At 59.0% G+C, this 19,654-nt stretch carries 14 protein-coding genes and 1 pseudogene; 7 read left to right on the forward strand and 8 right to left on the reverse strand.

Going from position 1 to position 19,654, the window contains the following annotated elements; all coding sequences use genetic code 11:
- Positions 1-15: 15 nt before the first annotated feature.
- From tagH to ACVBEG_RS24530, 7 genes and pseudogenes are all read left to right on the forward strand, one after another.
- Positions 16-1,194: a type VI secretion system-associated FHA domain protein TagH gene (gene tagH, locus ACVBEG_RS24500; RefSeq protein ID WP_322177074.1), complete on the forward strand. Its 1,179-nt coding sequence runs from the start codon at positions 16-18 to the stop codon at positions 1,192-1,194.
- Between the two features lie 5 nt (positions 1,195-1,199).
- On the forward strand, positions 1,200-1,700 hold the full coding sequence (tssJ, locus tag ACVBEG_RS24505) for a type VI secretion system lipoprotein TssJ (protein WP_322177073.1): 501 nt from the start codon (positions 1,200-1,202) through the stop codon (positions 1,698-1,700).
- Positions 1,701-1,702: 2 nt separating this feature from the next.
- Positions 1,703-3,034, forward strand: coding sequence for a type VI secretion system baseplate subunit TssK (gene tssK / locus ACVBEG_RS24510; RefSeq protein WP_447108371.1), 1,332 nt, complete (start codon positions 1,703-1,705; stop codon positions 3,032-3,034).
- Complete coding sequence (icmH, locus tag ACVBEG_RS24515) at positions 3,031-3,927, forward strand: type IVB secretion system protein IcmH/DotU (protein ID WP_322177071.1); 897 nt, start codon at positions 3,031-3,033, stop codon at positions 3,925-3,927. Before tssK ends, icmH begins: the two co-directional genes overlap by 4 nt.
- The gene (gene tssM, locus ACVBEG_RS24520; RefSeq protein ID WP_447108372.1) at positions 3,924-7,421 is read left to right on the forward strand and encodes a type VI secretion system membrane subunit TssM; all 3,498 of its coding nucleotides are present in this window, start codon (positions 3,924-3,926) and stop codon (positions 7,419-7,421) included. The genes icmH and tssM overlap by 4 nt, the downstream gene beginning before the upstream one ends.
- Positions 7,421-8,137, forward strand: coding sequence for a PP2C family protein-serine/threonine phosphatase (locus tag ACVBEG_RS24525; RefSeq protein WP_447108373.1), 717 nt, complete (start codon positions 7,421-7,423; stop codon positions 8,135-8,137). The genes tssM and ACVBEG_RS24525 overlap by 1 nt, the downstream gene beginning before the upstream one ends.
- Positions 8,138-8,151: 14 nt before the next feature.
- A pseudogene (locus tag ACVBEG_RS24530) lies at positions 8,152-9,015 on the forward strand (serine/threonine-protein kinase); the annotation flags it as partial.
- 224 nt (positions 9,016-9,239) lie between these two features.
- Here the strand turns inward: ACVBEG_RS24530 and ACVBEG_RS24535 are convergent.
- The 8 genes from ACVBEG_RS24535 to ACVBEG_RS24570 form a co-directional block, all read right to left on the reverse strand.
- Positions 9,240-11,822, reverse strand: a complete 2,583-nt coding sequence (locus ACVBEG_RS24535; protein ID WP_447108374.1) for a T6SS phospholipase effector Tle1-like catalytic domain-containing protein — start codon at positions 11,820-11,822, stop codon at positions 9,240-9,242.
- The gene (locus ACVBEG_RS24540; RefSeq protein ID WP_447108375.1) at positions 11,807-12,364 is read right to left on the reverse strand and encodes a DUF3304 domain-containing protein; all 558 of its coding nucleotides are present in this window, start codon (positions 12,362-12,364) and stop codon (positions 11,807-11,809) included. The genes ACVBEG_RS24535 and ACVBEG_RS24540 overlap by 16 nt, the downstream gene beginning before the upstream one ends.
- Complete coding sequence (locus ACVBEG_RS24545) at positions 12,349-12,906, reverse strand: DUF3304 domain-containing protein (RefSeq protein ID WP_447108376.1); 558 nt, start codon at positions 12,904-12,906, stop codon at positions 12,349-12,351. The genes ACVBEG_RS24540 and ACVBEG_RS24545 overlap by 16 nt, the downstream gene beginning before the upstream one ends.
- Positions 12,891-13,412, reverse strand: a complete 522-nt coding sequence (locus tag ACVBEG_RS24550; RefSeq protein ID WP_323566051.1) for a DUF3304 domain-containing protein — start codon at positions 13,410-13,412, stop codon at positions 12,891-12,893. Before ACVBEG_RS24550 ends, ACVBEG_RS24545 begins: the two co-directional genes overlap by 16 nt.
- Positions 13,409-14,218 carry a DUF4123 domain-containing protein gene (locus ACVBEG_RS24555; RefSeq protein WP_447108377.1) on the reverse strand — a complete coding sequence of 270 codons (810 nt, stop codon included), beginning with the start codon at positions 14,216-14,218 and terminating at the stop codon, positions 13,409-13,411. The genes ACVBEG_RS24550 and ACVBEG_RS24555 overlap by 4 nt, the downstream gene beginning before the upstream one ends.
- 39 nt (positions 14,219-14,257) lie before the next feature.
- A complete protein-coding gene (tssI, locus tag ACVBEG_RS24560) occupies positions 14,258-16,369 on the reverse strand; it encodes a type VI secretion system tip protein TssI/VgrG (RefSeq protein ID WP_447108378.1) in 2,112 nt (703 codons plus the stop codon).
- 515 nt (positions 16,370-16,884) lie between these two features.
- Complete coding sequence (locus ACVBEG_RS24565) at positions 16,885-18,183, reverse strand: hypothetical protein (RefSeq protein ID WP_322177062.1); 1,299 nt, start codon at positions 18,181-18,183, stop codon at positions 16,885-16,887.
- 8 nt (positions 18,184-18,191) lie between these two features.
- Positions 18,192-19,523, reverse strand: a complete 1,332-nt coding sequence (locus ACVBEG_RS24570) for an O-antigen ligase family protein (RefSeq protein ID WP_407074661.1) — start codon at positions 19,521-19,523, stop codon at positions 18,192-18,194.
- Positions 19,524-19,654: the final 131 nt, after the last annotated feature.

Genomic DNA, 19,654 nt, shown 5'->3' on the forward strand with positions numbered 1-19,654 from the left:
AAGGAGAGCAGCACAATGGAACTGGTTCTGGAAATACTAAACAGCGAACAGTCGGACCCTTCGCAGGTGAACCGCAAAGTGTTCACGGTGGCGGGCGGTTCGATTGGCCGCAGAGGGCACTCCGGCTGGGTGATTATCGACTCCACTAGCCAAGTGTCTCGCCAACATGCGCTGGTCAGCTATTGCGGCAGCCATTTTTGCCTGACCGACCTCAGCACCAACGGTACCTGGGACAACACCAGTGGCGAGCGGATGAAGCACGGGGATGAACAGCGCATCGTCGACGGTGGTGAGTACCATTTGGGCCGGTTCAAAATCCGGGCGCAGGTGCTGCGCGATTTGGTCGAGCCGGCCGCCGAGGTCAGCCTTCCGACACCACTGTCGGGCAGCGGGATGACCATTCCCGAGGATGCCTATTTCGGGGAGATGCCAATGGCTTCTGTGGATCAACCAGTCGCCTCGAACATGCCCGTGCTAGAACCGCAGCAGTGCGCGGACTACGCGCCCATCGAGAGGGAGCACGTGCGGACCCCGACGTTGGTGGCGCCGGCTGCTGAGCCCATTCCCGAGCCGCCACCGGCACCACCACCAGCACGTCAGGGCGAAGCGTTCTGGCAACAATTTGCCCAGGCGCTAGGCATCGACATCGATGATCTGGACCCGGAGGGCAGAGAAGCCTTGGCGGTCAACACTGCGCGACTGTTCAAGCAGTGTGTGGGCGGCTTGCAGCAGAGTTTGCGCACCCGCAGCGAGCTGAAAAACGAACTGCGCCTGGCACTGACCACTGGGCAGTACACCCACAAAAATCCGCTCAAGCATGCCGTGAATGCCAGCGAAGCCGTGAACAGTTTGCTGCTCGCCAGCAAGCCGCAGTTAAGCGCGGAACAGGCGATCAGTCGGACGTTTCATGACCTGCAAGCGCACCAGGTGGCTTTGCTCAGCGCCAGCCGCGCGGCCCTGCGCAGCACCCTGGAGCATTTCGCGCCGCAGCACCTGACCCTGCGTTTCGAGCGTGATGGACACAACCCGCTGTTTGCCACAGCCGGCAGCCAGTGGCGCGCATATGGCCGTTATCACCAGGCATTGAGCCAGGACGATGACTGGAGCGAACGCCTGTTGGCGCGCGACTTTGCCCAAGCCTACGAAGAACAGGTCCGGCTGGTCGACAGTCTTCACACCGATTACCAAGGATGATGCGCATGTCCAGTTTGAATATGTCCCGTTTCAAAACTCTGGCCGCCATGGCGACCCTGTTGCTCCTGGCGGGGTGCTCGACGCTGTCGCCGTATTCCAAACTGACCAAGCTGGATTTAAAGCTGACGGCCAGTGACCAACTCAACCCCGACCTCCACGGTCGACCCTCGCCGATTGTGCTGCGCTTGCTGGAGTTGAAGAACCCGGTGGCGTTCGAGAATGGCGATTTTTTCAGCTTGTATGAACGGCCCAAGGAATCGCTGGCGCCCGATTGGGTGGCCGGTGAAGAGCTGGAGTTACGGCCGGGCGAAAGCATCGACCTCAAGCTCAGCGTCGACAGTGGCAGCCGCTATGTCGGCGTGCTGGCGGCCTACCGTGACCTGCCAGAAACCAAATGGCGCTATGTGATCCAGCTGTCGCCGACCGAGCGGACCTACGCCGAGCTGCGCCTGGATCAGGCCGGTATCCACAACGCGCTTAATCCACTCGCCACGGCAGGAGACTGACCATGAACGCCCATAAAGTGATTTGGCGCGAAGGCATGCTTCTGCGCCCACAGCACTTCCAGCACAACGACCGTTATTACGACCACCAGATGAAAACCCGCACCCAGTTGCTGGGGCGTTACATGTGGGGGTTTCTTGAGCTGGAGATCGAGGTAGAACCTTTAAAAATCGGCAAGCTGGTACTCAGTCGCGCAAGCGGCATTCTCCCCGACGGAAGCTTGTTTAACCTGGAGGGTCTTATCGAGCCGCTGATGGTGCAAGTGCCGCAGAACATCGGCAAAACCGCGGTCTACCTCGGGCTGCCGCTGATGACAGGCAACTACATCGAAGCCCGAGAGGAGACAGATAAAGACGTGCTGGCGCGCTACACCATCTACGACATGTCGATTGCCAATTCAAATGCCGGGGAGGGCATTGAAAGTCAGGTGCACTGCGGCCGACCGAATTTTTGTTTGCTGCTGGGCGAGCAACAAAGCGATCAGGTTTTTGTAACGCTGAAGGTGGGAGAGATCACTGATTGCACGGAGGATGGCGGGGTCACGATGAATGACAGTTACTCGCCGACGGTCATTCATTCCAAGGCTTCGAAGTATTTGCTGAGACGTTTGGACGAAGTGATCCGGTTGGTGGACACCCGTTGTGCGGCCTTGGCCGAGCGCCTGAGCTCCAACGGCAAGATGGGCGGCTCTGAGGTGGGTGATTTTATGCTCATGCAGATGATGAACCGGACGCAGTTGATCCTGCTTCATTACAAAGATCTGCAACACGTTCACCCCGAGGAGTTGTACCGCATGCTGCTGACGGTGGTGGGTGAGTTATCGACTTTCGCCAGCGCCAACAGGCGCGTACCCGTGACGCTCAACTATAGACACAGCGATCTGAGCCTGAGCTTTGAGGCGCTGTTGAATGTTTTCCGCCAATTGATGGCGATGGTGCTTGAAGAACATGCGACGCCGCTGCCGATCACTGCCCGCGATTACGGTGTTCAGGTCGCAATAATCGCCGACCACCAACATTTCGACAGCTCGACCTTCGTGCTGGTAGCCGGTGCCCATTGCACGGCTGAAGAACTGCGCAATCGCCTGCCTGCCCAGCTCAAGATCGGCACGGTTGAAACCATCCGCAATCTGGTCAATTTACACCTGCCGGGTTTCAAGCTCAGACCGCTGCCCGTCGCCCCCCGGGAACTCGCGTTTCACGCCGATAAGGCCTATTTCATTCTTGATCTGGACACCGAGGAATCGGCGCAACTGAAGAAGTCCGGTGGTTTTGCGTTCCATGTGTCTAGCGAAATCGCTGCCCTTGAACTCGATTTTTGGGCGATCAAGAAATGAGTGATCTAACGACAGATAAACAACTCGGCGCGGATGACTTAACTGTTTTCAACGGTGCATCTGGCCCCGGCCCTGGCATAGAGCCTCTGACGGGTGCGACAGCTTCGACCCAGACCCAGGATCTGGAAGCCCAAAAAAACCAATCCGCCCAAAGCCATTCGCTCCACACCTACAGCGCAAGTATTAACCCGCTGGTCGCCGCAGCCGCTCATGTGCTGTCGGCCGTTGCGGGGCTCAAAAAACTGGACAAGAAGGCCAGCCTCGAAACCCTACACAGCACGTTGTTGGCTGACCTAAAGGGGTATCAAGCACATGCTGCAAAGCTCGGCGCCGAGCGTCATCTGCTGAATGACGCGTCCTATGTGCTCTGTACCTTTGTCGATGAGGCGGTGCTGCAAACCAAGGCAGGCGAGGGCAGTACATGGTCCAAGACGACCCTGCTGAACGAGTTTCACCAGAAAACCTCTGGGGGTGAAGCGTTCTTCGAGATATTGACCCGTTACAGCGTCAACCCGGTCAAGCACTTGCACCTGCTTGAACTGATGTACCTATGTATGGCGTTGGGGTTCAGGGGTAAATACGGCGTCGATGGCCAGGAAAAGACCGAATTGGAAGACATCCGCGATGGCCTCTACCGAACCATTCGCCACCTGCGCGGCGACGTTCCGCGTGAGCTGTCGCCCCATTGGCATGGCCTCCAGGACAAGCGCCGAAACCTGGTGCGCATCGTCCCGTGGTGGTTGGTCGTCCTGTTCACCCTGATGTGTCTGGCGGTCATGTATTCCGGGTTCGCCTGGGTACTGAGCGAACAGCGCGAGACTGTTCTTGAACCTTACCGTCAGCTTGATGCTGCAACGACTCAAACGCCGTTGCAGGGCAGGGAAGCACGATGAAAATATTCTTTAAAAAGCTGGCGACCTTCCTCGGAAAGACGTGGGTCTGGACGCTGTTGCTGGTCCTGTTGGCCGCGCTTGCAGTGTGGTTTCTGGGGCCGCTGCTGGCCGTTGACGATTACAAGTTCTGGGAAGACGCGAGCGCTCGTTTGCTGAGCATCAGCGCGCTGTTTCTGGCATGGGGTCTGTTCGTCGTTTTTGAAAGCTGGCGGAGCACACAGCGTAAACAGGAAGCCGAAGGAAGCGAGGCTGGCAACGCCCGTCTGAAGCTTGAGCAGGACATCGCGAATAAAGATAAGCGGCTGCGCAAACTGTTCAAAAAAGCGCTTCGAACCCTGAAAACCGCCAGCCTGTATCGCGGACGCAGCGAGCGCTGGCGCAACGATTTGCCGTGGTATTTGTTGATCGGCCCGGAGAAGAGCGGCAAGAGCAGCCTGCTGAAACACTCGGGTCTGGAGTTTCCACTTAACGAAGTCGACACCAAGGCAGAGCCGAGCCCAACGTTTTACGAATGGTACTTCGGTGAACAGGGTGTGTTGATTGATACCGGTGGATCCGCTCTGGATTCGAAGGACGATGCTGACCAACACACCTGGAAAACCCTCCTCAATCTACTGCGCATGCGTCGCCGAAACCGACCACTCAATGGGGTCATCATTACGGTTCCAGCCGAGCTGTTGGGTCGCAAAAAAAGCGATGGGCCGGATGAACTAAAGCGTCTCTCAACGACATTGCGCAGCCGCCTGAAGGATATTCGTCAGCAACTACGCGTTGATCTGCCGGTGTACCTGGTGCTCAGCAAAGCGGATGAGATTGCGGGCTTCGAGGTGTTTTTCGATCAGCTCACAAAACAGGAGAGCGATCAGGTGTTGGGTGCGAGCTTTGCCGATGATCAGAACGGCAATGATCTCAAGGTGTTGCGCCAGGAATTTGAAGCACTGCTGCAACGCCTCAATAGCCAGGTGATCACGCGCATGCATCAGGAGCGTGTGCCTGAGAGAAGTGCCGTTATTCTCGATTTCCCGCATAAATTGGGCGCGATTGGCCCAGGCCTGTGCGAGTTCGTGAAGGACACATTGGGCGGCAATCGCTACCAAAGTGCCAGCCGACTTCGTGGCTTCTATCTGACCAGCGCCACTCAGTCAGGCGTCCCGCTCAAGGGCGCAGGAAAAAGCGACGCGGCATTTCCGCTATTCACCGGCTCGGCCCGCTTCATCAATCACCTGCTAAGCCGAGTGATCTTCCCCGAAGCCGAACTCGCGGGCCTCAACAAGCGCGAGCGCCGCCGTATCCACTGGGGTCAGCGTGCGTTGTACGTGACGGCATTTTCTGCGCTGGGAGTATGCGGTCTGCTCTGGGCCCTTGGCTTTTCTGCCAACCACAGCCGTCTTGAACAACTGCGAGAGTTCGCGCAAAACCTGACTAAACAGCACGCCGAGTTGGGGCCTCAAGATGACGCCATGGCGGCGCTTCAGCTGTTGGACACGGGCTACGCTGCAAGTCGCGTATTCCCTGCGCTCAGTGATGTGCAGTTGCATGAACGCAACGGGCTTTATCAGGGCGAGCCGAGTTACCCGGTGCTCGACGATGCCTACCAGCGTGAATTGAAAGAACAGCTGTTGCCACGCGTCGCCCGCACCCTTGAAGCGCAAGTACGCGCCAACATGAACGACCGCGAACGGCTGTTGGGCAGCCTGCGCGCCTACCTGATGCTCAACCTCACCGAGCGCCGTGATTCGACTTGGCTCAAGGAATGGGTTGCAGCCGATTGGTCGCTGCGCTACATCGGCAACGCCCCGGTGCAGAACGGCTTGAACGAGCATTTCAGTCGCCTGCTCACACACGGATTTGTCTATCCACTTAACGACGGTTTGGTGGCCCAGGCACGTCAGGTCCTGCGGGCCGAATCGCAATCCGCTGTGGTGTATCGCGCCCTGCGTGAACAAGCCCACAGCTTGCCGGAATACCGCCTCAGCCAGCACCTCGGCCCACAAGGCGCGTTGTTCAGCGGCACCGATTACCTGATTCCTGGCTTCTATACCCAACGCGGTTATCAGCAATTTTTCACCACCCAGGGTGCGAGTCTGGTGAACGAAATCCTGCGGGATAACTGGGTACTGGGTGAAAGCACCGGCATCAGCGGCATGGACTTGCGGCGCTTGATGGTCGAACTGGAGCAGCTGTATTTCCGTGACTACGCCAACCATTGGGGCGAAGCCATCGGCCAAATGGGTTTGCAGCCATTCAGCAGCGCGGGCGAGGGTGCTAGTCAACTTGCTGGCCTGACTGCCGCCAATTCACCGCTGCTGCAACTGTTGGTGGAAGTACGCGACAACACCCGTTTCCCGGACCTCAGCGAAAGCACCGAGCAACTGGCCGAAGCGGTCGGCGATGCGGGCGGAAAATTGGGCGCCATAGGCAAAGTCGCCGCTGCGGCAGCCGGTAAGGCGCAAGGCACACTCGCCAAAAGTCTGCCGGACACTGCAAAGAAATCCATGCAGCGCCGTTTCGAACCGTTGCATCAACTGCTGGACGCCAACAACGGTCCGGCAGCAGAGCTGATGCCAACCCTGCAAGCGCTCAACGATCTGCAATTGCAGGTCGCGAGCCTGGCGCGTTCCAGTCAGCCGGAACAGGCGGCTTACGAAATGGCGAAGCTGCGCATGAGCGGCCAGCGTGATGCGCTGAATAGCCTGCGCGGTGCAACCAGCCGTTTGCCACGCCCCATCAGTGGCTGGCTGGACGTGTTGGCCGAAGACACCTGGATGCTGGTGCTCGACGACACCTATCAGTACCTGAATCAGCGTTATCAGACGGAACTGCACGCGTTCTACAGCAAGGCGCTGCATCAGCGTTATCCGTTCAATGCCCACAGCACCAGCGACGTCGCCATCAGCGATTTCCGCGAGTTCTTCAAGGCCCAAGGCGTTGCGGATCGATTCTTCGACACCTACATGCGGCCCTTCGTCAGTGGCAGCGCGGGCAACTACCGTCTGCGCAGCATCGACGGCCGCAGCTTGCCGATGTCTCGTCTGTACCTGGCGCAAATGGGCCACGTGCAGGTCATCCGTCAAAGCTTCTTTGCGCATAACTCGAACGAGCCACAGGTGCAATTCAAGCTTGAGCCCTACACCCTGGACCCAACCGTGAGCCGTGCCGAATTCCGATTCGGCAATCAGCAGATGGACTACCGCCACGGTCCGATTGTGCCGATGTCGTTCAGTTGGCCAACTGACGCCGAAGACGGGCGCACGAGTCTGGTGCTGGAAAAAATGGTCGGTCGCCCGGTGGGCATCGAGAAAAATACCGGCCCGTGGTCGTTGTTCCGCCTGTTCGATCTGATGCAAACCGAATACCTGAAAGGCCGCGATGTGATGGTGCTCAAGGCCGATGTGGGTGGCCTGCGCGCCAACTACCTGTTGCTCAGTCAGCGCTCGCCGAACCCGTTCGACGTCGAAGCCTTACGCAGCTTCCGTCTGCCGGCGCAGCTCTGATGGGGCCGGCCAACCCTTGGCGCAGTGTGGCGCGTACCGACACCGGCAAGGTGCGGGCGCGCAACGAGGACGCGTTTCTTGACTGTCCGCAGCACGGATTGTGGGCGGTCGCCGATGGCATGGGCGGTTATCAGTGTGGCGATGTCGCCAGCCAGATGATTATCACCCACCTCGCCGAACTGCCCGAGGAGGGCAGCTTCGACGAGCGTGTGATTGCCGTGCGTAAGTGTCTGCACTGGCTCAATCGACGAATGAGTCAGGAGTTGACCATCACCCCGGATCGCCGCGACAGCATCATGGGCAGTACGGTGGTGGCACTGTTGATCGACGGCACACGCGGCGCCTGTGTCTGGGCGGGTGACAGCCGTTGCTACCTGCTGCGCGAGGGTCGTCTGCATCAATTGACCCGCGATCACTCGCTGCTGGAGCAACTGATCGACGAGCAAAAAATGACGCCCGAACAAGCCAGCCAATCCCCCAACGCCCGCGCACTGACCCGCGCCATAGGTGCCACCGACCAGCTGAAGCTGGAAGTGCTGGAGTTGGAGGTGTGTTCGGGCGATGTGTTTTTGCTGTGCAGTGACGGGTTTTATCAGGGCCTCGACAACGAAATGGTGCGCGAAGCCATGAGTCTTGAATCGCTGCACACGCTGTTCGACGAAGTACGGTGTGGCAGCGCTCGGGACAACCTGACCGCCGTGGTGATCAGCCAATGACCGAGCCCCTGCCACCGCTGCCCGACGTGCTGGCTGGCCGTTATCGCATTGAGCGTTTGCTGGGTGCCGGTGGCATGGGCACGGTCTATCGGGCGCGGGATTTATTGCATGAGCAGTTCGGTGAAACTGGCGCCGAGATAGCCGTGAAAATCCTCGGCGAAGCGTTCGCAGAAACGCCGGATGCCAACGCGTTGCTGTACAGCGAGTTCGCGTTGACCCGACACCTGCGCCACCCCGGCGTGATGCAGATGTTTGATTTCGACGTGGACTCGGCCTGTGGGCGGGCCTTTATCACCATGGAGCTGATGCAAGGTCTGCCGCTGGACCGCTTGCTGTGCGAACGGCCACTCGGCGTACCCTGGATCGAACTGCGCGATATCGCCATCGAATTGCTGGACGCCCTGGCGCATGCCCATGGCCGAGGCGTGCTGCACGGTGACTTGAAGCCCAGCAACGTGATGCTCACCGAAGACGGCGTGCGCCTGTTCGACTTTGGCCTCGGGCAGGCCATGGACGGCGTCCTTCCAGGGCTGCCGACCCTGAGCCGCGAGCGCATCAAGGCCTGGACACCTAACTACGCGGCCCCCGAGTTACTCGAAGGCGGCCCCTTGTCGATGAGCACCGATGTTTACGCTGTCGCCTGTGTGCTGTTCGAACTGGCGGGCGGCAAACATCCTTTCCAGCGACTGACGGGCGTCGAAGCCCGCGAGAAAAAACTGGACCGAAAACTGAAAAAGCCCAAACACCTGCCCAAAACCTGCTGGCCGGCCCTGCGAACCGCGCTGGCGCTGAACCCGAAAAAACGCACGATAGATGCCGCTGCATTACGCGATTTTTTCCGAGCCGCACCTCCCGCCAAATCCTGGCGCTGGTTCTAATCCCGGCAAGCCTGCTCTTATCAAGCAAGCAATAACCGTTTGAAATAGAACATTACTTGTAGATACCGTCTTGCCCCTCACCGCGCAAGCGCAAATTGTGAGTTAAACCCAAACCTGCCGGAAGCCCGTACCGGGCTTATTCGCAGACAAGTCAGCTCCTACGGACGAGTGCGTTCCATTATGGGAGCAGGCTTGCAACTACGCGTCCCGCTGCGAAGCGGTCATCAACTTACCCCGCTACCCAATGCTCCCTTCACCTGATCCAACAACCCCATCTTCGATTCATCGGGCAACGTGTCGAGCAGGTCCTTAACCTTCGCCAAAGCCTTCGCCGTTTCCGTGGCCTTGAGCAGTTTTTGCAACTCAGGCGTGGTCGCGGTTTCTGCGCTGAGGGCCGGCGGTGTGGGCAAGGCCTTCACCATTTTCAGCATATCGCCAGGGTCTTTGCTGAACGCCCGAATGTTGTCGAGATTGTCCAGCATCGGCAGGGCGATGCCCGTGACAGAATCAAACGCGCTGACTTGCGGAAAGCCCACCTTGCCGCGAAACACGGGGATGCCCAGCGATGGAATCAGCAGACCCACCAGATAACGCGGGTCGTGGCGCTTGATGCTCAAACCGACACTGGCCACCGCAATACCCACCCCAATCACTTGCCCGGCCCTCGCCACCGGCGACAGGGACTTGTTGGATTCGGTGTCGAAAAAGATGCAGCGGTAGCGGAAGTAATCACTGAACACTTCGCGCTCGCCCAAGGCCGTTGAGTTCATGAACCAGGCGCGTGAATCGTGGACCTGTTCGTCGAAAAAGTCGGTGAGCGTGCGAGCGGTGTCGGTCAGGGGCTCGGCGGTTTTTAAGTCATAGAGCGCCAGGTAAGCCTGGTTACCAAAGGTGCGCAGGTCACGGTATTCCTGGGCTTCATCCTGCTCGTTGGTCAGGTATATCAACCCCCCGAACAGCAGATGAGGAATGGTCGCCCAACTGATGGCGTCACCGGCCAACGCCAGCGACCAGTTGCTCGGGTCATAGTCACGACCGAATTCGATCATGGCCCTGTCCATCTGGCGCTGATCGAGCGTGGGTTCAAAGGCTTTATGGGTATTAAAGTCGATGGGTTGTGCCGCGCCGACGCGTTGTTCATAACCCTGTTTGAGCGCCCGATATTCCTGATGCGTTGCCAGCGTGCTGCCTGACAATTCCTTGAGCGGTTGGCCCTCATGGCTGGCCTTGTTCTCGGCCAGTTGTCGCTCATGCAGCGCTTTAAGGGCATCCCATTCCTCCTGGGTCATGTCCTTGCCGTTGACATGCTGGTAGGCGGAGGTTGTCCTGAAGTGATAGCTGCCATAACGATTGATCCGCCACCCCGTCAACAGCGCCTGCTCACCGGCCAAGGCGCCTTCCAGCGGGCCGGTTTTGTGGTGGGCGAGCCAGGTGTTGAAACGGAGGGTGAGGGTTTCGGAGATGTCGAAGGCGATTTCTGTTTCTTCCGCCATTGCCAGCCACGGCCAGACCTGTCTCTGTTCGTCGCTGAGCACGTCTTTCGGAGCCTGTAACGGTGCACCTACGGCATAAGCTTCGGCGTACATATGCTGCAACGGAATCTGCGACATCACGTCCTGAGGGCCACCCAGCGACTTGCCCTGATCGCCCGGCGAATACCCACCACCGACATCGGAGTGCATGCCGGGGTACAGGTATTCGACCGTGTTGGCGCGGTAGGTCGAAGGGCAACTCGGGTCATCGGGGGTGTTCTTGCGCCGAATCGAGTCCACCGGGAAACAGGTGCGTTGCTCATGGGCCGCGACCAGATGCACGCAGCGCTCCAGAAATTTCTCCGAGTCCGACAGGCGCATGGAGTCATCGGCCCACCCCATATGGCCCTCGGCGAACGGCATCGCGTAGGCCATGCCGGTGGAGGCCACGGTGTCGAACAGGCCCAGGAAGGCAATGCAGATCGGCAGGCCGGCAAACAGGTAACAGGTTTCACCCTCGACCTCGACTTGGGTCAGACTCTCCAGCCAGGTGGCAAAGGTCCGGGCTTCGGCGGCGCCCCGGGAAAAGCCGTACACGTACAGGCGCAGGCCGATGATCCGCGGCTGGGTCTTGCGCGCATGCACGTAGTCGACCTTTTTTTGCAGGGCCAGCAACGGCGCGTGCAGGGCCTCTCGCCGACGGCTGTCACCACTCTTGAGCAACGTCGCGCCGAGCATTTCTTCAGTGAACGAGGTGCCCATTTTTTGCACCAGCTCGTAGGCTGCATCCACGGTCAGCGGGTCTTCGCCGCAGGCCCGACCCACCGCATCCAGCAGGCGCGTAATGCCCCAATTGATCCGGTTCTCACCGCCGACCGCGCCGATCAGCCCCAGATCTCGTGGTTCGAACTCGCCAATTTCCTTGAACTCGGTGCCGACCCCTTGCATGTAATAGGCGTAAAACCCGCTTGTGTTCGCCCGGGTCTGCTCTGTGCCTTGGTCAGCACCGACGCTGGCGTGGTAAAGCCGCGCGACGTTGCTGGTGCTCGGGGGTTGACCGAGTTTGTCCGAGGGTTCGTGGTTGTTGGTGCCGTCGAAACACAGGGTGATGTTCAGCACATTGATGCACGGCGCGCCGGAATAGGTTTCACCCGCCGCCTTGGCGGCCCGTTTAGCCGCATAGGCCGCCAACAGTTTGGGCCGATACTGTGTGCGGTAGTTAAGCGCCACATCCTCGGACGTGCGCGGCAGCAGCCCCTCTGTTGGGAACGGCTGGGTCGGCGTTAAAGGCGCCGGGGCCGGGCGTTGAGAACCTGAATTCAAGGTAATGGACATACGGCAGGGACTTCCATTTTGAGGGGGTAGTTGTAGGGGTGATCAGGCATGCCGAGATAGGTAGGGCCCGCAGAGATCTTTACCTGGTCGCAGGGCAGGAAATGCGCAGTGATTGCACCCAGCTTTTCATACGGTGCCACCTCCACGACGGCGCGATGGCGGGTGTATTTGGATCGGTGTTCTTTCATTCGTGCACGCCACGCATCAGAAAACGGGGGGACACCCCAATACCGTGACGCACCGACATTCGGATCCTTCTCCCACTCCACCACCACGGTCAGGCCGGGATGCCACTGGCGCGGCAGGCTCACGCAGCAGTTCTGGCTGCCGCCCCCGCCGTAAGGGCCGATGTTCGGCCCGCCGCCGCCGTTGACGATGAAGTAATTGATCGCCGCCGAGGTATGGCTGTACCCCTCGATGGGAATACCGAGGCGCTCGGGCAGAGATTGGCTGCACGCTTGCAGCGCAAGGCAGGCGAACGCAGCCGCCACCCAAAGCGCTGGCCTTCGGCGTGGGGCGCCAGGGTTTAAGGTGCGGGACATTTGGCAGGGACTTCCATTTTAAGGGGGTAGTTGTAGGGATGATTGGGGCGACCGTGGTAGCTGGGACTGGCGGCGACCTTGACTTGATCGCAAGGCAGAAAGTGCACATTGACCAACCCGAGTTGCTCATACGGCGCCACCTCCACGACGGCGCGATGGCGGGTGTTGTTGAGCTTCTCTTTCTTCATTCGCGCGCGCCACGCATCAGTAAACGGGGGTTCAGGCCATTTGCCGTAGGCGTGCGGCGTCGGATCCTTCTCCCACTCCACCACCACGGTCAGGCCGGGGTGCCACTGGCGGGGCAGGCTCACGCAGCAGTTCTGCTTGCCGCCCCCGCCGTAAGGCCCGATGTTCGGCCCGCCGTTGCCGTTGACCATGAAGTAGTTGATCGCCGCCGAGGTATGGCTGTAGCCCTCGATAGGCGCGCCAAGTCGGTCGGGCAATGATTGGCTGCACGCTTGAAGCGCAAGGCAGGTCAGCGCAGCCGCCACCCAAAGTGCTGACCTTCGGCGTGAGGCGCCAGGGTTTAGGGTGCGGGACATACGGCAGGGACTTCCATTTTCATTGGGTAGTTGTAGGGGTGATTTGGGCGACCGTGGTAGCTAGGACTGGCGGCCACCTTGACTTGATCGCAAGGCAGAAAGTGCACATTGACCAACCCGAGTTGCTCATACGGCGCCACCTCCACGACGGCGCGATGGCGGGTGTATTTGGATTGGTGTTCTCTTGCGGCCTTTCGCCAAGCATCTGAGTAGCGAGGTTTGGGCCAGTTAACTGAGTCACCGGTATTCGGATCCTTCTCCCACTCCACCACCACGGTCAGGCCGGGGCGCCACTTGCGCGGCATGCTCACGCAGCAGTTCTGCTTGCCGCCCCCGCCGTAAGGGCCGATGTTCGGCCCGCCATTGCCGTTGACCATGAAGTAATTGATCGCCGCCGAGGTGTGGCTGTACCCCTCGATGGGCGCGCCGAGCCGGTCGGGCAGTGATTGGCTGCACGCTTGCAGCGCAAGGCAGGCCAGCAGGCAAAGCGCGAGCGGGCGCCTCATGCCAAACCACCGTTCTGCGGCAGGTCTTCGGGCAGGTGTCGGGCCAGCCACTCGATCATAAATGCCCGGTGTTCCTCGCCTTTAAGGCGGCGGTCACTGGCGGCGAGGTGCCCCAAATAAAGCAGGGAGACTCGTTGTTCCTTGCCGACCCGGTAGTTTCGTTTCGACAGACCGTGGGTTTTCTCCCATTGCTCGGCATCACTCCACATGCACACGGACTCGACCTGAAACGCGTCCATCATCAAGGCCGTACGGGGGCGGGTAAATTCGTGAAAGGGGAGGTTATAGCCACCGATGATCTGCGCTTTGTGATCGCGATCGGTCCAGTGCCAACTGATGACGGGGGCATGGAAGTCGCGAGCCGCGTCTTCGATAAACACGCCACTGATGTGCTTGAACAACCGGTTGTCGTAGTAACGCAGGATGCCGCTCTTGGCGCCTTTGTCCCAATGCGCCTGGGTGTAATAACGCAGGTGCTCACTCAACGCGTCGAACGGCCAGGGGCTTAACAGCGACAGCACGCGGGACTCGCGTTCGAACGCCCTGACAAACGCGCCCAGCCAGTTCATTTGGGCCGTATGTGCCCAGAACACGCGAACATGCACAGGGCCTTGTGCGGCCAGTGCGTGTTCAGGCGTGCCCTCAAGCAACGGGGTGTGCAAGGGCGGCGGGTCGAGTTCGGCCAGCCGTTGCAGCAAGGGGTAATCCAGCAACGTGGCGTTGATGATCATGTCGAGGTGGTCGAGGCTTGCTGCGTCGGCGTGTTGTTTCAGGTCGCGCAGACACGCGGGGATTTCAAAGTCCATGGTGGGGTCCCGAAGTTGGTAGGTAAAAGAACTGGAGCATTAGCGGGTCGCAAAGCCCTCGAGTTCGTCTTGAGCCGCCTGCAAGCACTCTTCACACACCGCTGGCTCCGGCAGCACCTCAACGGGCTCCGGTTCGTGCTCCCAGGAAAATTCCGGCAACGACGGCGACAGCGCCATCAATCGGCCGGCGGCTTCTTGTGCGCTTTCGCCGGGCAGTTGTGGCCGTTGAATCGCGGGCGGGGTGCCGGGGATGGGGGCACCGCCGACGGTGATCAGGCTGCTGCTGAAAATCCCGGCCGGGGTGAACACCAGGTGCTGGCCTGCGCCCTTGAGCGTGAGAAAACCCTGGGCATCGATGGCCACGTTGATACCCGATTGCAGGTGCAGATCCTGCCCGGCGCGGATGACGGCGGCGTGTGCGACCTGGGTGTAGCTGCTGCCCGCGATGTTCAGCGAGTCGTCGGCGTTGAGCTGGGTTTTGCGCAGGCCATGGGTGGTGTGGTGTTCTTCGGCGTGGTATTCGCTGTAGGCGTTGGCTTTGATGGTGGTGTGCTGTTCGTTATCCACCTCAAGGGTGTGGTCGTTGCGGGCGAGGGTCAGGAAGTCGCGTTGGGCGTGCAGGTAGATGCGTTCTTTGCCCTTGCGATCCTCAATGTGAACTTCATTTCCACCCCCTCCGCCGGGATAGGAAAGTGATTTGAATACGCTGCGGGTTTTATTGGCGGGCAGCGGGTAAGGCACGGTGTTGGCCTTGTTGAACAGGTAACCGGTGAGCATCGGCGAGTCGGGATCGCCTTCGTCATAGCCGATCACCACTTCCATGCCGACCCGTGGAATGACGCTGCTGCCGTAGCCACTGCCCGCCCAGCCAGTGACCACGCGCACCCAGCAGCTGCTGAGTTCGTCGGTTGAGCCGGACCGGTCCCACCGGAAACGAACTTTGACCCGGCCGTATTCGTCGCAGTAAATCTCTTCATCCTTGGGGCCGCAGACCGTGGCGGTCTGGCTGACCAGTACCACGGGCTTGGGGTGATCCAGTGGCGGTCGATAAATCACGTGCTCAGGGGTGGCGGTGAAGGTGTTCTGATAGCCCTGGGCAAAACCGTCCTCGGCCTCGGGGGCCGTGCTGTTAAGGGCTTCCATCACTTGCGGAGCCCGGCCACGGTGAGTGAGGTGATTGAGCAGCCAGTGAGTGTTCCAGTCCTTGCGCGGATGGTCCTCAAGGGCAAACAAGTGGCCGCTGAGCAGCATCGGCTGGTCGCTTGCCCCGCGCGCCACGCACGCGTTCAATTGGAGTCTTTCCAGCGATTTACGCGCAACCTGCCGCCCGTGGTCTGCGGTTTTGAAATACGCGGGGTAGGTGAAGTTTTCCAACTCCTGAAAGTGATCCCACGCCTCGCGATCATCGCCTCTGGAGGCTGATTCCAGAGGACGGCTCGATGTTTCAAAGTCGTAGTGACGGCGGGTGACCCGCGAGGTTCTGCCTTTGATCCCCACGCTGAACGACTTAACGGCCACGGTCTCGGCGTTCATGCCGTTGTCGGGTACATACACCGTGGACTCAGGCAGACGATTGAACCGGTCCTGGTGGTCAGCGAAGACCAGGATGTGGCTGTTTTGACTGTGTTCGAAGCGAAAACTGAGGCCTTCTTCCTCGCACAAGCGTTGTACGAAATACAAGTCGCTCTCTTTGTACTGGGTGCAATAGTTCCGGGGCTCATAGTGTCGGGCATCCAGCTCGAAGCGATAGCGATCCGAGAGGATGCCGTGCTCTTCCAGCACCTGGGCGATGATTTGTTTCACTGTCTTTTTTTGAAAGATGCGCTGGTTGGTCCGGTGCTCAAGGTAAAACAGCTGTGGCACCAGTTTCAGGTGGTAATGGGTGGCTTTCCAGTGGGTTTGGCCTTGAACGAACTCGTGGATCAGGCCATGAAAGCCATAACCCTTTTTACCGCCGAGGGAGAGGAACGCGGACTTATGCAGATAGTCATTCAGGTCCAGCGCCGGGCGGTCACCGACCAGTTCAATATCGAAACAAAATGGCTGGTTTAACCCTTCCTGCCCCGTGAATTGAAGAACCTGCAGGTTGTAATCCCGCTTTAGCCTGGCAATGGTCAGGCTAAAGTCTGGCTGATTAGCTAATGTCGGCATTCCGCTGTCCTGGCTTTTGTAAGGAGAGTTGTCCAAGGCATGTTCGGTGAAAGGTTTTTTATCGTCTGTAGGCCAAATCCTTGCCGTGTTGCAGGAAAGGTCTGAAATGTTGACCCATAAAAAAACCGCTGTTCGTGAGAACGGCGGTTTTGGGGTGGCGGGGGGGATATTTGAATGGAATAGAAACAATAAAGTTGGCGCTGGCATTCGATAGCGATGCAGTGGAATCCGTTAGACACAGCGCTCTAACTCGCCTCCCTTCAGCCTTTCCTGGCCGAAACCGGTTGATTCCTGACCAGCGCTGACTCGACCAAAGCCTGTGCTGTTTCCAGCAAGTGGACGGCGGCCAGGGCCAGTTTGCGAAGGGTGTTTCTGGAGGACGGCAGGGGTTAATAACGCCATGCCCTCCAGCTTCAATGGATTTTTCCGTACCCAAAAAAATGCCCGCACAGACGTTTCGGTCTGCCGGGCATTTTTGGCGGAGCTGGATTAACTCAAATCGAACGGCTGAGCGCTCAGCGCTTGGACACCACGCTTGGCGTGCCCAATCGGATGATTTTCGGAAAGTCGCTCAGGGTCACTGACGCACTGCACCCGGAGGCATTGCAGGCCCAAGGCTCGCCGCTGTCATGCAGGCCTTTGCCGGGTTCTGCGGTGTCGATGAGTTGAACGTTGCCTTTGAGTTGGGTGCTGCTGAGCACGTTTTTCTGCCGTGATCGGCTGGCTGTCCAGGCGACGACGACGCGCTCCGGGCCTTTGTGGAAGTTGAGCAGGTAGACGTCGTCGGCCTGGACGCTGGCGTCGGCGTCGTAGGTGTATTCGCGCAGTATCGGGCTGATGGCCTTGAGGACGCTGTAAGCGGGTTTTGGCTGGAGGTCCGGTCGCAGCAGGCCGAAGTTATGTTCTTGTTCGCCTTTGTCCTGGCCGTCGTTGAGCAGGTCATACCACCACATCCCTTTGATATTGGGGATGGTCCGCGCCAGGAAATAGCTGCGCGCAAGGTAGGACGATTGTTTGGCTTCACTGATCCCGCAGTTGCCTTGGTGGCTGGGCCAGCTCATTTCGGTCAGGTAAATCGGGACCGCTTTTTTGGCACGGTCACGCACCTGGGCTTCGTAGCCCCGCATCCAGTTGGCCCAGCTTTCAGGGGTGTTGCGCGCCATGCTCATGCAATGCACGTAAGGGTGCAGGGACAGACCGTCCACCTCGTTCAGCGTCCCGGCATCGATCAAGCGATCAACGAAGCCGTCGAGCATGCCTTTGGATGTCACGGCGCCGGCGAGTACTTTTGCATGTGGATTGTTTTTGTGAACCCATGGGACGACGCTTTTGGCCAGCGCGGCATAGTCGGCGCTCAACGCCGGGTCTTTCGTGCCTTCCATGTCCCACTCGTTCCAGACTTCGTAAAAATCGACTCTGCTCCCAAACCGGCGGCTCACGAAATCGATGTAGTTATGGTAGGCGGCTTTGACGTTGGGCGTGCGCGGCTTGGCACCGTCGTAGGGAACGGCGCCGTAACCAAAAATCAGCATGGTGCTCAACTGCAGGTTTCTGGCGCCGTTAAGGTACGTTTCCCACGACGGAAGAATACGCAGCTGATTGCGCGCAGGTTCGGCGGTCGACCAGAAGGCATCGTCGCGCACGGACGTGATGCCAGCGTCTGCAGCGGATTGCAGGGCGCGTTTCTGTAGGGTTTGGGATTCCATCAAGTGGGTGCCAACCCCCACGATGAAGACGTCTTCGGCGCGGGTTGTGTTGGTGAGCAGCAGGCCCATAAGGCATACGAAAATACTGAGGCGAAGGTTTGTTTTCATTGGGCTTCTCAACGCTGGTCGGGCAGGGCTGACGACAGGGTGTCGAGGGGGGGCGTGAGCGCCAGTGCGGGGCTGGCGTGGTCTTGGGGGCTGAGTGTGCGGTTGAGTGTGTGACCGATTGCCAGCCCCAGAAACAGGTTGGACATGGTGACCTCGAACATGTCCGTGGTCCAACTGATCACACAGATGCAAAAGGTGACGGCCAATAGCGCGCGGTCCATACGGGTTGTCGAGTAATCACGCAGCAGGAACAGTAGCGGCAGTTGCAGCATGTACAGCAACACCCCCGCGAAGCCGAAAATAGCCCACAGGTAAACGGCGGTGTTGTCCGATGTGCCGAGCATATCGGCATGGGGCACAGGGGACACAAAAACAGCACTGCCGAACATACCGAAACCCACGCCCAGCCAGCTCCAGCCCTCATTGGCGATCAGGATGATCAGATGTGGCCAGGTATTGACCAGGCGATCATAAAACGAGGCCAGGCCTCCGCCACTGTTGCTGCTGGCCGCATTGGGGTCAAAGTCATGTAGCACCCCCATGGCGGGCAAAATCACGCCCATCGACACGGCGATCACGAAAATCCATGCGCTGGTCCAGCGGTAGCGAATGAGGGCCAGCAGCCCCAGGGTGCATAGAAAGGCCACGGTTGGGGTTTTGCTGGTGGTCAGGAGAATGCTGAAAAACGCTACGACACACACCGTGGCGAACAACATCCGGGAGCGGATGAACATCAGCAGATAAAGACTGAAGATCGCAATCGTGATCGACAATACGTTGGACACACGAGCAAACCCGGCGAGTCGATCGACGTCGTCTGCAGTCCACGCACGGTTGGCACTCAGCTCAATCGATCCGAGTTGGTAGGTGTAACCCTTCCAGGGCACCGTGGTGTATTTATCCAGAAGAACCCCGACCACCGAGGCGACCAGGCACAGGGCGACACACTTGCCTAACAGGCTTCTTTGATTGATCAGGTGCTCGCTGCAGACTATCGCGAACAGGAACGGGCTGATGGCGAACAGGCTGAAACCTACATTGTTCAGGCTGGCGCCGTGGAGGAGGGCCAGTTGACTGGATAACAGCAGTAACAACAACCCGATCCAGAATAGGCGCGAGGTTTTGAAGGTCAGTAGCTCCAGCGCGAAGAGCACGGCACACCCCATTTTAGGCAGGTACAGCAGCGTCGAAATCCCCGCCATATCGAAGTAATAGCGTAGGGCGCCGGAGAAGGTTTCGACCACGATCAGGCTGATGGCCACCCAGATGACCAATGTCGATTTATTGAATGAAAGAATCGAAGGCTTTTCAGTTGAGGCGGAAGGGGAGTTCGACATCATGTTTTGCTGCCCTCTGAAGCGCGTAGATAAAGGATGTTTGTTCGCCATCGCGCACGGCAAAGCTACCGCCTATAGAACAGCCACTAATGGGGGTTCAATCGAGGACGGAGGGCGTGATGTGAGAGGCAATT

This window comes from Pseudomonas sp. GG8 (assembly GCF_052976945.1).